Annotated in this window: 11 protein-coding genes, 1 tRNA gene and 2 pseudogenes; 6 read left to right on the forward strand and 8 right to left on the reverse strand. The window is 60.2% G+C overall.

Going from position 1 to position 14,849, the window contains the following annotated elements:
* The first annotated feature begins 278 nt into the window (after positions 1–278).
* From AAEZ10_RS22805 to AAEZ10_RS22815, 4 genes and pseudogenes are all read left to right on the forward strand, one after another.
* Positions 279–1,592, forward strand: coding sequence for an MFS transporter (locus AAEZ10_RS22805; RefSeq protein ID WP_350571108.1), 1,314 nt, complete (start codon positions 279–281; stop codon positions 1,590–1,592).
* Between the two features lie 204 nt (positions 1,593–1,796).
* Positions 1,797–2,483: pseudogene (locus AAEZ10_RS28030) on the forward strand (PAS domain-containing protein); the annotation flags it as partial.
* A 105-nt stretch (positions 2,484–2,588) separates the two neighbouring features.
* Positions 2,589–3,023 (forward strand): annotated as a pseudogene (locus AAEZ10_RS28035) (methyl-accepting chemotaxis protein); the annotation flags it as partial.
* Between the two features lie 217 nt (positions 3,024–3,240).
* Positions 3,241–3,840: a flavin reductase family protein gene (locus AAEZ10_RS22815; protein WP_130929606.1), complete on the forward strand. Its 600-nt coding sequence runs from the start codon at positions 3,241–3,243 to the stop codon at positions 3,838–3,840.
* Between the two features lie 53 nt (positions 3,841–3,893).
* On the opposite strand, the gene ggt is transcribed toward AAEZ10_RS22815, so the two are convergent.
* Together ggt and AAEZ10_RS22825 are read right to left on the reverse strand one after the other, a co-directional pair.
* Complete coding sequence (gene ggt, locus AAEZ10_RS22820; RefSeq protein WP_350571112.1) at positions 3,894–5,726, reverse strand: gamma-glutamyltransferase; 1,833 nt, start codon at positions 5,724–5,726, stop codon at positions 3,894–3,896.
* Positions 5,727–5,901: 175 nt separating this feature from the next.
* Positions 5,902–6,366, reverse strand: coding sequence for a hypothetical protein (locus tag AAEZ10_RS22825; protein ID WP_282384372.1), 465 nt, complete (start codon positions 6,364–6,366; stop codon positions 5,902–5,904).
* A 394-nt stretch (positions 6,367–6,760) separates the two neighbouring features.
* Here AAEZ10_RS22825 and AAEZ10_RS22830 point away from each other — a divergent pair, with 394 nt between their 5' ends.
* Complete coding sequence (locus AAEZ10_RS22830) at positions 6,761–7,099, forward strand: helix-turn-helix domain-containing transcriptional regulator (RefSeq protein WP_350571114.1); 339 nt, start codon at positions 6,761–6,763, stop codon at positions 7,097–7,099.
* Between the two features lie 187 nt (positions 7,100–7,286).
* Here AAEZ10_RS22830 and AAEZ10_RS22835 read toward each other — a convergent pair.
* Both AAEZ10_RS22835 and AAEZ10_RS22840 read right to left on the reverse strand, forming a co-directional pair.
* Positions 7,287–7,363: transfer RNA gene (locus AAEZ10_RS22835), tRNA-Met, on the reverse strand.
* Positions 7,364–7,478: 115 nt separating this feature from the next.
* The gene (locus AAEZ10_RS22840) at positions 7,479–9,536 is read right to left on the reverse strand and encodes a methyl-accepting chemotaxis protein (RefSeq protein WP_350571116.1); all 2,058 of its coding nucleotides are present in this window, start codon (positions 9,534–9,536) and stop codon (positions 7,479–7,481) included.
* 332 nt (positions 9,537–9,868) lie between these two features.
* On the opposite strand from AAEZ10_RS22840, the gene AAEZ10_RS22845 reads away from it, so the two are divergent.
* A complete protein-coding gene (locus tag AAEZ10_RS22845) occupies positions 9,869–11,086 on the forward strand; it encodes an MFS transporter (RefSeq protein WP_350571118.1) in 1,218 nt (405 codons plus the stop codon).
* 168 nt (positions 11,087–11,254) lie between these two features.
* Here AAEZ10_RS22845 and ychF read toward each other — a convergent pair whose 3' ends face one another.
* From ychF to AAEZ10_RS22865, 4 genes are all read right to left on the reverse strand, one after another.
* The gene (gene ychF, locus AAEZ10_RS22850) at positions 11,255–12,355 is read right to left on the reverse strand and encodes a redox-regulated ATPase YchF (RefSeq protein WP_016773202.1); all 1,101 of its coding nucleotides are present in this window, start codon (positions 12,353–12,355) and stop codon (positions 11,255–11,257) included.
* 22 nt (positions 12,356–12,377) lie between these two features.
* Entirely contained in the window at positions 12,378–12,962 is a 585-nt protein-coding gene (gene pth / locus AAEZ10_RS22855) for an aminoacyl-tRNA hydrolase (protein WP_016773203.1), read from the reverse strand.
* Between the two features lie 171 nt (positions 12,963–13,133).
* Positions 13,134–13,736, reverse strand: coding sequence for a 50S ribosomal protein L25/general stress protein Ctc (locus tag AAEZ10_RS22860; RefSeq protein ID WP_024014298.1), 603 nt, complete (start codon positions 13,734–13,736; stop codon positions 13,134–13,136).
* A 141-nt stretch (positions 13,737–13,877) separates the two neighbouring features.
* Positions 13,878–14,819 carry a ribose-phosphate pyrophosphokinase gene (locus AAEZ10_RS22865; RefSeq protein WP_003171603.1) on the reverse strand — a complete coding sequence of 314 codons (942 nt, stop codon included), beginning with the start codon at positions 14,817–14,819 and terminating at the stop codon, positions 13,878–13,880.
* Positions 14,820–14,849: the final 30 nt, after the last annotated feature.

Raw genomic sequence — 14,849 nt, forward strand, 5'->3', positions numbered from 1 at the left:
ACCGTACCTTGTGGGAGCGAGCTCGCTCGCGAAGGCGTCAGGTCAGTCAACAGTGATGTTGAATGTACCGGCCTCTTCGCGAGCAAGCTCGCTCCCACAGGGATTCATCGTGCTTTGTAAGCTGTGGCCCAGCAGACAGGCGCTAACAGTAAATCAAGCGCCACCCTTTTGTTGAGCAGGTTTTCGCAAACCGAGACTATGGTCTGACGGGTTGTCGATCCGCGCTTTTGCGTAGACCATGAGCGCCTTGGTTTTTGCCGATGCCTGAGTTCTTTGTCATGACTGCCAATTCTCCAGCCCGACCGGCGCCGTTCAGCCGCTCCGACTACAAGACCCTCGCCCTTGCGGCGCTTGGCGGGGTGCTGGAAATCTACGATTTCATCATCTTCGTATTCTTCGCACTGACTCTGAGTCAGCTGTTCTTCCCCCCGGAAATGCCCGAGTGGCTGCGTTTGCTGCAGAGTTTCGGCATCTTCGTCACCGGTTATCTGGCGCGGCCGCTGGGCGGGATTCTGATGGCGCATTTCGCCGACCGCCTGGGCCGCAAAAAGGTGTTCAGCCTGAGCATCCTGATGATGGCCCTGCCGTGTCTGCTGATCGGGATCATGCCGACCTACGCGCAGATCGGCTATTTCGCACCCTTGCTGTTGCTGGCGCTGCGCATCCTGCAAGGCGCGGCGGTGGGCGGCGAAGTGCCAAGTGCCTGGGTGTTCGTCGCCGAGCATGCGCCTGTCGGCCATCGCGGCTACGCCCTCGGATTCCTGCAGGCCGGCCTGACCTTCGGTTACTTGATCGGCGCACTCACCGCGACCTTCCTCGCGCAGGTTTTCACGCCTGCCGAAATTCTCGATTACGCCTGGCGCTATCCGTTTCTGCTCGGCGGCGTGTTCGGCGTGGTGGGCGTTTATCTGCGCCGCTGGCTCAGCGAAACCCCGGTGTTCATGGCCATGGAAGCGCAACGCGAGGCGCGAGTCGAACTGCCGTTGCGCACGGTATTGCGCGAACATCGTCTGGCCATGCTGCCGGCCATGTTGCTCACCTGCGTACTCACCTCGGCAGTGGTGGTGTTCGTCGTCATCACCCCGACCATGATGCAGAAAACCTTCGGCATGACCGCCAGTCACACCTTCGGCCTCAGTGCCCTGGGCATCGTCTTCCTCAATATCGGCTGCGTGATCGCCGGGCTGCTGGTCGACCGCATCGGCGCCTGGCGCACGGTCATGCTCTACAGCTTGTTACTGCCGCTGGGCATTGGCGTGTTGTATGGCTGCCTGATCATGGGCGGGCATTGGATCGGCATGGCCTATGCGGTCGCCGGCCTGGCTTGCGGGGTAGTGGGTGCGGTGCCTTCGGTGATGGTCGGGCTTTTTCCGGCGCGGATTCGCGTGTCGGGCATTTCCTTCACCTACAACATTGCCTACGCGGCGTGGGCAAGTATCACCCCGCTGCTGCTGATTGGTCTGATGCCGTGGAGCCCGTGGGTCTGCGTGATCTTTTGTGCCGTGATGGGCGCTGTGGGGATTGTGACGGCGGCGTATTTCGGTGCGCGCATGCCACGTACCGGACCGTGTCAGGCGGCCGGGGCTGCCTGATCCGCAAGCGCCGGATTATTTTCGACTGACGGGTCTGGAGCTGGCTTCAGAAAAGCTGTGCAAGGCCGATGGCTAGGTTGTATCCGCTAACTACCCTGCCATCGGTGCTTTCCCATGTTCAATAAACGCTTGAAACAAGAGCTGGCTGCTCTGCGCGAAGAACTCTCCAGCCTTGTACAAGTGAAGGAAAGCCTGGAAAGCGAAATGCTCGCGCTGACCCTTGAGCCCGACGGGCGGATTCGTTCGGTCAACCAGAATTTTCTCGATGAAATGCTCTACAAGAGCCAGGACCTGGTCGGCCGGGCAATTGAAGACATCGTGCCGGCCCACGTCAAAACCGACGAATTCCATCAGCGCTTCAAAAACTCGATGAGCCGTGGCGAGCATTTTGCCGGCGCCGTGCGCCTGTTGCGCGGCAATGGCGACGAGGCGTGGCTGCGTTCCATCGTGCAACCGGTGCGCTCGTCCGATGGCCGGATCAGACACATTTCCTTCTACGCCAGCGACCTGACCCGCACCATCGAAGCCTCCCGCGAGCATGAGAACCTGATCGGCGCGCTGGTGCGCTCCACCGCCGTGATTGAATTCGATCTCAACGGCAATGTGCTCAGCGCCAATGACCGCTTCCTCAACGGCATGGGTTACAGCCTGGCGCAGATCAAAGGCAAACATCACCGCACCTTCTGCGCACCGGAAGAATACAACAGCGCCGAATATCAGAATTTCTGGCGGCGCTTGAACAGCGGCGAATTCGTCGCAGGCCGCTTCAAGCGTATCGACAGCCATGGTCGTACGGTGTGGCTGGAAGCGTCCTACAACCCGGTGGTTGATGCCAACGACAAACTGTACAAAGTGGTGAAGTTCGCCACGGTGATCACCGATCAGGTCAACCGCGAGCAGGCGGTTGCCGACGCAGCGAGCATCGCTTACATCACCTCCCAACAAACCGACAGCACCGCACAACGGGGCACCACGGTCGTCACCGAAGCGGTCAACGTGATGCGTGATTTGTCGCGGCACATGCAAGCCGCCGGCGAAGGAATCGAAGCGCTCAACGAGCAGTCGCTGGTGATCGGCACCATCGTCAAAACCATCAGCGGCATTGCCGAACAGACCAACCTGCTGGCGCTCAACGCCGCGATCGAAGCCGCCCGGGCCGGCGAGCAGGGCCGTGGTTTTGCCGTGGTCGCGGACGAGGTCCGGCAACTGGCCTCGCGCACCAGCCAGGCGACGGACGAAATCGTCGGCGTGGTACGGCAGAACCAGGAAATGGCCCGCAATGCCGTGGCGCTGATGACCGACGGCAAGCTTCAGGCTGAACAGGGCCTGGCGCTGGCGGCGGAGGCGGGCACGGTGATTGTCGAGATTCAGGACGGTGCGCAGAAAGTGGTGGATGCGGTGGGGCAGTTTGCCAATCAGCTCTCTCACTGACACCGCACTGATCGTTCCCACGCTCTGCGTGGGAATGCCGCCCGGGACGCTCCGCGTTCCTTCGCTGGCGTGACGCAGAGCGTCACAGGATGCATTCCCGCGCAGAGCGTGGGAACGATCACCGAGGGGCAGCGCCGCATCTGCTCGCTCCCACAGGTTCTGCGATTCTCCAGTGACAGCGCTACAATCGGCTCCTTTTCCTCCGGAGCAGATCCCCATGAGCGTCTCCCACCGCCGTCCGGTGCCTCTGAACAAAGCCTACCGCCTGCTCAATCACGGGCCGACCGTACTGGTCAGCGCCGCTCACGACGGCCAACGCAACATCATGGCCGCCGCCTGGGCCATGCCGCTGGATTTCGAACCGCCGAAAGTCGCCGTCGTCCTCGACAAATCCACCTGGACTCGCCAGTTGCTTGAAGCCTCCGGCACTTTTGTGCTGAACGTGCCTTGCGTCAATCAGGCCGATATCGTGCAAACCGTCGGCAACACCTCCGGCCTGGAACTCACCCGCAACCAAGGTCACGACAAGTTTCAGGCGTACGGTCTGCAAACCTTCGCTGGCGAACAGGTTGAAGCGCCGCTGCTCGAGGGCTGTGTCGCCTGGCTCGAATGCCGCCTGCTGCCGGAGCCGCGCAATCACGAGCAATACGACCTGTTCCTCGCCGAAGTCATCGCCGCCCAAGCCGATGAGCGTGTGTTCAGCGATGGGCGCTGGCATTTCGAGGGGCAGGATGGACTGCGTACCTTGCACCACGTGGCGGGCGGGCATTTCCTGAAGATTGGGGATGGGGTGGATGGCAAGACGTTGGCGGTCTGATTTACTCCCGGGAGAAGGCCTGCTGCTCGGCAGGCCTTTTTCAATGCGGTGTTTCAGTCCCCCAACGCCTCTCCCTCACGCCGAGGGTCGGCACCCCCCGTCAATGTCGCTTTGCCCTGCGCATCCTTCACCCGCACGATTGCTTGGGTGCCGCTGGTCATGTCGATTTCACTGACCGTGTGCCCTTTGTCTTTCAACGCCTGAATCAGCACCGGGCTGAACTGTCCCTGTTCCAGTTCGGTGGGGCCATTGCGGCTGCCGAAGTTGGGCAGGTTGATCGCACTTTGTGCATCGAGGTTCCAGTCGAGCAGGCCGATGGTGGTTTTAGCCACGTATTCGATGATTTGCGAACCGCCGGGCGAGCCGACTGTGGCGACGAATTCACCAGTGTTGCGATCAAAGATCAGCGTCGGCGCCATCGACGAGCGTGGGCGTTTTCCGGGTTCGACGCGGTTCGCGACTTTCTGCCCGTTCTCTTCGGGGATGAAGGAAAAGTCGGTCATCTGGTTGTTCAGCAGAAAACCCTGAACCATCAGGTGCGAGCCGAACGCGGCTTCGATGGTGGTGGTCATCGACACGGCGCCGCCGAGGTCGTCCACCGCCACCACTTGCGAAGTCGAGATGCGCAACGGCGAGCGGTCCGGTGCATAGGCCACCTGTACGCCCGGCGGTGTGCCCGGTTTGGCGCTGCCCATGCTGCGCTCGCCGATCAGGCTGGCGCGGCTGGCCAAGTAGGCTGGATCAAGCAGACCTTTGACCGGCACCGGGACGAAATCGGTGTCGGCCACGTATTGCGCACGGTCGGCATAGGCCAGACGTTCAGCCTCGGCGATCAGATGCACCGCTTGCGGCGCCGGTTCGATGCCGGCCGGCCTATTGCTGTTCACCGGTTTGAGCGGCGTCAGCGACAGGCGTGGGTCGCGAGTCTCCAGCGCCTGCAACGTGCCGAGAATCTGCGCTACGGCAATTCCGCCTGACGATGGTGGCGGCATGCCGCAGACCTGCCAACGCTTGTAGTCGGTACACAGCGGCGCGCGCTCCTTGGCCTGATAACGCTGCAAATCGTTCAGCGACAGGCTGCCGGGGTTGGCGTGCTGTTGAACCTTGGCGACGATCTCTTCGGCGATCGGACCTTTGTACAGCGCATCGGCACCTTCGCTGGCGATGCGTTTGAACACGGCGGCCAACTTCGGGTTTTGCAGGCGTGTGCCTACAGCTTTGACGCTGCCATCGTTATTGAGGAAGTAGGCGGCCATGTCTGGTGACTGGCGTATCAGCGGATCGGCAGTCAGCAGCGAATGCAGGCGCGGGGAAATCGCAAATCCTTGCTCGGCCAGTTTGATCGCCGGCTCAAACAGCTTCGCCCATGGCAAGCGACCGTGCTGCCGATGCGCCAGCTCCAGCGCCCGCAATACCCCGGGCGTACCGACCGAGCGCCCGCCGATCTGCGCTTGCGTAAAGGCCATCGGTTTACCATCAACCTTCAGGAACAGCTCCTCGGTGGCCCCGGCCGGCGCCGTTTCGCGGCCGTCATAGGTGCGCACCTGCTTGCCATCCCACAACACAATCATCGCCCCGCCACCGATCCCGGAAGACTGCGGCTCAACCAGCGTCAACACCGCCTGCATCGCAATCGCCGCATCAATCGCCGAACCACCCTGACGCAACATCTCCCGCCCGGCTTCGGCCGCGAGTGGATTGGCAGCAGCGGCCATGTGCTTATTGGCGTGACGGGTTTGCAGATCAGTGCGGTAACCGGAAGCGGCTTCCGGTGCCAGCGGCAACGAGGAAGAGGGCGGGGCGTTGCATGCGGTGAGGGTCAGAGCGCTGACAAGCAGTGTCAGGGCTGGCAGGCGAAAGCGCTTCAAGGGCTGGGCTGGAAACACGCTGGCTCTCCGTCCGTGGGGTAGAAGTCTTCGGGGACTTTATCGAGCGGGCCGGCGGGGTGCAAACTGCGTGAGGATTACAGCCCTCCCGCTCAGCGGCCGCGCCAATCGATTAGCCGAAAACGATGCCTTTGTGGGAGCGAGCCTGCTCGCGAAAGCGGTAGCTCAGGCGGTGCTATTTTCTTAGTTCTTCGTCGGTGTGAAGCGTGCCGTCGGCCATTTTGCTCGGCAGCATTCCCAGCACAAACACGCTGGCCGGCCCGCCGGCGCCACGGATGGCCCAGTTCAGGCGCTGTTGCAAAATCCCGCCGCCGGCCAGACGCCCCAAAGCCAGGTCGGCGCCTATTGCCGTCGCGATCGCGGTGCTGGCGGATGGCATGAGCATGGCGCCGGCGACCATGATCTTGCCGAAGTTGCTGGCTGGCTCCTTGGCAGTGCCAGCGTCCGTGCGACACCAGTTGTCCGGCGTGCAGGACTTGGCAAATACCCTGTCTTCGCGTGGCTCGGGCGCAGGCCACTCATCCTTCTCGATGTACACCGGCTCCGGTGCTTTCGGTGGAAGCAAAGTAAACCAGGCCCTGCCACCGCTATACGGATTTAATAACCAGTCATCGTCGAGAAGGTATTTGTATTGACGCATGCCAACTCCCTGTATGGCGCTGAATCGAGCCAGGGGAGCTTGTCGGTCGAAGGGCAATTCGGGGAGAGAGGGGCGAGTGCTTGAAGTGATGAAAAATACAGTTCTTACGTGAGCAAAGCCTGCTTCCTACAGGGCTATCTCAGTCCAGCGGTTTTGCGCCTGATTCAGGCAAAACCATTGTCGGTCGCGCCTGTAATCTTTTCCTTTGAATCGCTGACTACGCCGGATTTCTCTTACAGATTATTCAGGTCGACAGCCTACACGGCGTTGCCTGAGGATGGTTTCTGTACGGTTGCCAGGAGGGGCTTCACTTTTGCTGGGCGGTGGAACAAAACAAAGGCAGCAACACGACATCAATCAAAAGAAATCTGGAAGGCGCTGAAGAGGTAGCTCAATGAAAAGCGTAAGCAATCACGAGGGCAGTGTTCTCGAAATGCTGCGCACGGAAGAGAATTTCGCTCTCGAATATCTCGTTGCAGCATTGGAAGAAATTGATGAAGAGGGCGGTGAGTCTGTGTTTCTCACCGCGTTACGACGTGTGGTGGAAGCGAGAGGCGGTTTTGCCGCTGTCTCCAACGCAACCGGACTCAATAGAGGCAATCTTTACCGCCAGTTTTCAGCAGATGGGAACCCAGGCCTTTCTACGCTACTGAAGGTGCTGTCTGCTGTGGGGCTCGGTTTGTCGAAGGTGGTCGCTCACAGTCAGGATGATCAGGAACACACAGCAGCGTGATCCACCGTGGTAATAAGAAGCCCGGCTCGATGTCGGGCTTTCTGATTTTTTCCCTGCGGCATTTCTCTGATGGGGCACGTGGAATTGATCCGCTGACATTAAGCGGTAGGTTGCGAGTGAAGCAGAGCGCAACTTTTCTCAAGGCATAAAAAAACGGCCTACCTTTCGGTAAGCCGTTTTTAGTACTTGGTGGCTACACAGGGACTTGAACCCCGGACCCCAGCATTATGAATGCTATGCTCTAACCAACTGAGCTATGTAGCCAAGTGGCGCGCATTATTCCCCTGAAATGGCAAAGCGTCAAGCGTAAATCGAAAATATTTCTTCCTGTTTTCAACCGCTTATCCTCCAGCCCCGAAAATCGGGGCCGGGGAGGGCGTCAGCGCAGTTGGAATCTGGCGGTATTGGCGCTCAGGGCTTCGCTGCCCTGGCTCAAGGTGTCGGCCGCGAGGTTCACCGCGCGTGCGCCTTCAAGCAAACGCACCGCTGCTTGATCGACCTGCTGGATATTGCCGCTGACTTCGTCGGCGGTGCTGGCCTGTTCTTCAACTGCCGTGGCGATTTGCGCCAGGGTGTCGGTGACGCTCTGTACGGCGCTGGCGATTTCTCCCAGGCGTTCGCCGAGTCCGGTGACCGCCTCGGCATCCGATTGCGCCTGACCACAAGCGGCTTCCATCAGGCTCACCGCTTCGTTGACCGTGGCACGCAGGCTGTCGACGGTGCCGGCGATCTGCGCGGTGGACGATTGCGTGCGTTGCGAGAGGCTGCGCACCTCGTCGGCGACCACGGCAAAGCCGCGACCCTGTTCGCCGGCGCGGGCGGCTTCGATGGCGGCGTTGAGCGCGAGCAGGTTGGTCTGCTCGGCGACGCCGCGAATGGTGTCCACGACCAGTTGAATCTGCTGGCCTTGCTCGCTGACCCGGCCAAGCGCGGCGGCGGTGTCGTTAAGGCGCTGATTGAGCTGCTGAATGCTGGCCGTGGTGCGTTGGCTGTCGCGGCTGCTGTCGGCGGCGATGCGCCGGGTTTGCTGGGCGCTGCCGGAGGCCTGTTCGCAACTTTGCGCGACGCCTTGCGAGGTGGCGGCCAATTGCGTGGCGGCAGCGGCGATCTGGCTGATCTGCAACTGCTGCGCCTCGACTTCGCTCAGGGCGCCGCTGGAGTGTTGGTTGAGGCTGCGTACCGCGTTGCTCAACTGCGAGGTCTCGTGGTCGACGCCGAGCATGCTGCTGCGCAGTTGCACCACAGCGACGTTAAGCGCGGTGCTGATCGCTGCCAGCTCATCGCGCCCCACCACTGGCACTTGCAGGCTCAGGTTACCGTCGCGCAAGGCCTCAGCGAGCAAGGTGATGCCGCTGGCACTGCGGCGGATCGAGGCTTGCAGGCAGACGAACAGGTACAGCGCGGCCAACAGCAGGCAACCGAAGATTGCGGCGACAAGAATGAACTGGCGAATCGCCGAGCTGTAATACGCATCGAGCCGCTGATCCAGCGCGACCAGGGATTGCTGGCGCAGGGAAGCGAGGTCGGTGAGCAGCGCGTCGAGGCTGCGTTCGAAGTCCTCTGGCTTGAGGTTGATGCTGCCGCCAAACACACCGTCGTCGAGGACTTTCAGGCCGCTGTCGAGGTGTTTCAGGCTGTCTTGATATTGACCGGCCCAGGCTTGCAGCTCGGCTGGCAGACGCGCCTCCAGCAGGCTGGCGGTTTTCACCAGTTGCTCGCGGGCGTCCCCGATGCGACTGCGCAGGTCGCGCAACTGCAAGCGGCTCTGCAGGGTGAACTGCCCGGAGACCACCGAGGCTTGGCCGACCGCGGCGAGACGGCCGACCCGCTCGATCAGGTCCGGCGCGTGCTGCGTGGAAATCTGCGTCAGCAGGTAGGTTTCCAGCCACGGTGCAAGGGTCAGGCGATTGTCCATGACGATCTGCTCGCGCAAGGCTTGCAGCGCGCCCAGGGCATTGGTGAAGCGGTCATAACCGTCCGGCCACCAGCCGACACTGCTCAGGCTTTTCGAATCAAGGCCATTGAGCGCGGTTTGCAGCGCCTGAAAGCGTTCGAGGATTGCGCCGTCGGCGCCTTGCTGGTTCAGGGCATTGCCCAGCTCCGTGGTGGCTTGCAGCACCGCCGGTTGCACGGCGTCGAAGGCGGCCATGGCGGCGAGGGTGGCCGGTGTCGGCTGACGATTGGTCTCGGTGGCGCGCCAGCGGGCGGCGCGGTCGCGTTGCGCGGCGAGCAGGTTGTCCAGCGCATCCAGCGCGAGCAATTGACGCACACCGGCACGTTCGCCGGAAATCAGATTGAGCTTCTCGCGATAGTCATGGCCGATCATCAACAGGCTGCCGGCCAGCGGCAGAATGAACAGCAGAAACAACAATTGGAATTTACCTGCGAAGCCAAACCGCCCCAGCAATTTGATCCCCGGTGAAAGGAAAGCCTGCATGCCTCATGACTCCTCTGGACACCACGCACCATTGGCGTGCATCGCGAACCTTTCGGCTGCGACCTGTGCCCTCTAAAAGGCCTCGAAAGTTCACCCATGCCCGCTCTGTAGGCCGGCTCTGTAGCGAAACTTCCCATTGTCGAGCGCCTTTGTAAGGCGATCGTGTTCAAGGGCAGAAGGAAGGCAAGATTCAGACCATGGCGTTGCGCTATCACCGTTTGCTCGACGACCAGTCAGTTAGTTAGCTGCCTAAGGGGATAGCGCGAGCGCACCGAAAAATGGCACATTGACGCACCTGCCTGCGGGCACCCATCTGCTGTCCGGAATTTTCCATGGCTATCAGCAACGTTCAGACCGCCGCTGCCTCGGCGACCGCTGCTCCGCAAAGCAGCCCCTTGGTGATGCGCATCATCGGCGCGGTGGCGCTGGCGCATCTGATCAATGACCTGATCCAGTCGGTTCTGCCGTCGATCTACCCGATGCTCAAAGCCAACTATGGCCTGACCTTCACCCAGGTCGGCCTGATCACCTTGACCTTCCAGTTGACCGCGTCGCTGTTGCAGCCGTGGGTCGGATATCACACTGACCGGCATCCGAAACCGTGGCTGCTGCCGGCGGGCACCGTGTGTACGTTGATCGGCATTCTGATGATGTCGGTGGTCGGCAGCTTCCCATTGATTCTGCTGGCGGCGGCGCTGATTGGTATCGGCTCGTCGACCTTTCACCCGGAAGCCTCGCGTGTTGCGCGACTGGCCTCGGGCGGCCGGTTTGGTCTGGCGCAATCGACCTTTCAGGTCGGCGGCAATGCCGGCTCCGCGTTCGGCCCATTGCTGGCGGCGGCGATCATCATTCCCTTCGGCCAGGGCAATGTGGCGTGGTTCGGTCTGTTCGCAGTGTTTGCGCTGTTCGTGCTGTACCGCATCAGCCGTTGGTACGCCAATCACCTCAACCTGTTCAAGCTAAAGGCCGGCCAGGCGGCGACGCACGGCTTGTCGAAGGGCAGGGTGACCAGTGCGCTGGTGGTGCTCGGGCTACTGGTGTTCTCCAAGTATTTCTACATGGCCAGTTTCACCAGCTACTTCACTTTCTACCTGATCGAGAAGTTCGACCTGTCGGTGGCCAGCTCGCAATTGCATCTGTTCCTGTTCTTGGGCGCAGTGGCGGCGGGGACGTTCTTCGGCGGGCCGATCGGGGACAAGATCGGGCGTAAGGCAGTGATCTGGGTTTCCATCCTCGGCGTCGCGCCGTTCACCCTGATCCTGCCGCATGTCGATCTGTTCTGGACCAGCATTCTCAGCGTGGTGATCGGCTTCATTCTGGCGTCGGCATTCTCGGCGATCGTGGTGTACGCGCAGGAACTGGTGCCAGGCAATGTCGGGATGATTGCCGGGATTTTCTTCGGGCTCATGTTTGGTTTCGGCGGGATTGGCGCAGCGCTGCTCGGGCATCTGGCGGATGTGCACGGGATTGAGTACGTGTACTTCCTGTGCTCGTTTCTGCCGTTGTTTGGTGTGTTGGCGATCTTTTTACCGCGTACCAGAAAGGCCTGAACAGACGAATCGAACTGTGGGAGCGAGCCTGCTCGCGAATGGGTGTGTCAGTTGACGAATGCTTAGCTGACACGCCGCATTCGCGAGCAGGGAAATGTACTCAGTCACTGAATTTCAGGCACAAAAAAGCCGCGTATGAAACGCGGCTTTTTCTTGCCCGGCTGTTGCTTAGACGTTGAAACGGAAGTGCATCACGTCGCCGTCCTTGACGATGTAATCCTTGCCTTCCAGACGCCATTTGCCGGCTTCTTTGGCGCCGGCTTCGCCTTTGTACTGGATGAAGTCGTTGTAGGCGATGACTTCGGCGCGGATGAAGCCTTTTTCGAAGTCGGTGTGGATCACGCCAGCGGCCTGTGGTGCGGTGGCACCGACCTTGACGGTCCAGGCGCGGACTTCTTCGACACCGGCGGTGAAGTAGGTCTGCAGGTGGAGCATTTCGTAGCCGGCGCGGATCACGCGGTTCAGGCCAGGTTCTTCCAGGCCCAGAGCCTCGAGGAACATGTCCTTCTCTTCGCCGTCGTCGAGCTCGGCGATTTCCGCTTCGATCTTGTTGCACACCGGAACGACCATGGCGCCTTCTTCTTCGGCGATGGCCTTGACCACGTCCAGGTGCGGGTTGTTCTCGAAACCGTCTTCAGCAACGTTGGCGATGTACATGACCGGCTTGGTGGTCAGCAGGTGGAAGCCCTTGATCACTGCCTTTTCGTCAGCGCTCATGTTCTTCATCAGGCTGCGCGCCGGTTTGGCTTCGGTGAAGTGCGCGATCAGTTGCTCAAGCAGAGCCTTCTGAACCACGGCGTCCTTGTCACCGCCCTTGGCGTTGCGCGCGACTTTCTGCAGTTGCTTCTCGCAGCTGTCGAGGTCGGCAAAGATCAGTTCCAGGTCGATGATTTCGATGTCGCGTTTCGGGTCGACGCTGTTGGACACGTGGATCACGTTGTCGTCTTCGAAGCAGCGCACCACGTGAGCGATCGCGTCGGTTTCGCGGATGTTGGCCAGGAACTTGTTGCCCAGGCCTTCACCTTTCGAGGCGCCAGCGACGAGGCCGGCGATGTCGACGAACTCCATGGTGGTCGGCAGGATGCGCTTCGGATTGACGATGGCCGCCAGGGCTTCCAGGCGCGGATCCGGCATCGGCACGATGCCGCTGTTCGGCTCGATGGTGCAGAAGGGGAAGTTCTCGGCCGCGATACCGGATTTGGTCAGGGCGTTGAACAGGGTGGACTTGCCGACGTTAGGCAGGCCGACGATGCCGCAATTGAATCCCATGGTGTTTCCCCTCGGGTAAAAGTCAGGCCTTCTGGCTGTGCAGGTTTTTCATCGCGCGGTTCCATTCCCCGGCGAGGATATCCGGCAGCACGCCGAGGGCAAAGTCGATGCTGGCATCGAGTTTTTCCTGTTCGGCGCGTGGCGCACGACCCAGGACGAAATTTGAAACCATACTGGCAACGCCCGGGTGGCCGATGCCAAGCCGCAGGCGGTAGAACGTATTCTGATTGCCCAGTTGCGCAATGATGTCGCGCAACCCGTTGTGACCGCCATGGCCGCCACCCTGCTTGAGCTTGGCAACGCCCGGAGGCAAGTCGAGTTCGTCATGCGCCACGAGGATTTCTTCAGGCTTGATGCGGAAGAAACCGGCGAGTGCCGCCACGGCCTGGCCGCTGCGGTTCATGTAGGTGGTGGGAATCAGCAGACGAACATCCTGACCCTGATGCGAGTAGCGCCCGGTCAGGCCGAAATATTTGCGATCGGCCACAAGATTCACATTCTGTGCGTGGGCGATGCGCTCAACAAAAAGGGCCCCTGCGTTATGCCGGGTCTGTTCGTATTCAGCGCCTGGATTTCCCAGGCCAACGATCAGTTTGATGGCAGTCACGATAGGGGCCCTTCCTTGGAGTGGTGGATAACATCGCCGCGATCGGGGAAAGCGGCGAAAGTGGACGAAAAATGCTCATTTACCATGGATGTAAACTCCGCGTTCTCGCCCGCTTTCTCGCTACGTTCCAGTCCGCGATGTTACTTGCTCACTCCGGCATGACAGAGTGAATTACTCTGCTTCGCCTTCTTCGGTAGGTTCTGCAGCAACACGTGGAGCGTGGACGTTGGCAACAGCCTTGTCATCGCCGTGTGCCAGAGCAACGAACTCAACACCTTTAGGAGCTTTGAGGTCCGACAGGTGAATGATGGTGCCGATTTCTGCTTTCGACAGATCGACTTCGATGAACTCAGGCAGATCTTTTGGCAGGCAGGTCACTTCGATTTCAGCAACAACGTGCGAAACTTCGCCGCCTTTCTTCACTGGAGCTTCTTCGCCAACAAAGTGTACAGGCACGATGGCGGTCAGTTTCTGGCCGGCAACAACGCGTACGAAGTCAGCGTGCATCACGTGGCCTTTGGCCGGGTGACGCTGCAGAGCCTTGATGATGACGTTCTGCTTGGTGCCACCAACGTTCAGCTCGATGATGTGGCTGTAAGCCGCTTCGTTTTCGAGCAGTTTGGCAACTTCTTTGGCCAGCATGCTGATGGATTCAGGGGCTTTGTCGCCACCGTAAACAACAGCTGGAACCAGAGCGGCGAGACGACGCAGGCGGCGGCTCGCACCTTTCCCCAGGTCGGAACGCACTTCAGCATTCAGAGTAAAATCGTTCATTTTGTATCTCCAAAATAGCCATGACCGAGTGGCGTTTGCGACCAGCGCCGAACACGGTATGGGCAAAAAAGCCCCGCCCCGACAGGAATGCCGGGGCGGGGCGCTTTTCGTCAACGAGACATTTCGCGAAGGGCAGGGCCCTTAACGGAACATCGCGCTGATCGATTCTTCATTGCTGATGCGGCGTACCGCTTCGGCAACAACCGGTGCGATATCCAGTTGACGGATACGTGCACAGGCTTGTGCTGCAGCGGACAGCGGAATGGTGTTGGTCACCACCAGCTCGTCCAGCACGGAATTTTCGATATTCTCGATGGCCCGGCCCGACAGCACAGGGTGTGTGCAGTAGGCAAAGACCTTGGCTGCGCCATGCTCTTTCAGGGCCTTGGCCGCGTGGCACAGGGTGCCGGCGGTATCGACCATGTCATCGACGAGAATACAGGTACGCCCTTCGACATCACCGATGATATGCATCACTTCAGAGTGATTGGCTTTCTCACGGCGTTTGTCGATGATCCCGAGATCGACGCCCAGCGACTTGGCAACAGCCCGTGCACGCACGACGCCACCAATGTCCGGGGACACGATCATCAGGTTTTCGAAGCGCTGATCTTCAATGTCATCCACCAGAACCGGGGAGCCGTAGATGTTATCTACCGGAATATCGAAGAAGCCCTGAATCTGGTCAGCATGCAGATCAACCGTGAGAACACGGTCGATGCCGACTACGGTAAGCATGTCAGCAACGACTTTCGCGCTGATAGCCACACGTGCGGAACGCGGACGGCGATCCTGACGGGCATAACCAAAATAAGGAATAACAGCAGTGATACGAGTAGCCGAGGAGCGGCGGAAGGCATCAGCCATCACTACCAGTTCCATCAGGTTATCGTTGGTCGGAGCGCAGGTCGGCTGAATAATGAAGACGTCTTTACCGCGAACGTTTTCATTGATCTCGGCTGTGATTTCGCCGTCGGAAAACTTGCCGACAGAGATGTCACCGAGAGGGATATGCAGCTGACGTACGACACGCCGAGCTAGATCGGGGTTGGCATTCCCCGTAAAGACCATCATCTTGGACACGCGCAGTACCTAGAGGCTGAGGGTAACCTG

Origin of the sequence: Pseudomonas sp. H26/SER47-MNA-CIBAN-0231, assembly GCF_040310465.1 — a bacterium.
Taxonomy (GTDB): domain Bacteria; phylum Pseudomonadota; class Gammaproteobacteria; order Pseudomonadales; family Pseudomonadaceae; genus Aquipseudomonas; species Aquipseudomonas atacamensis.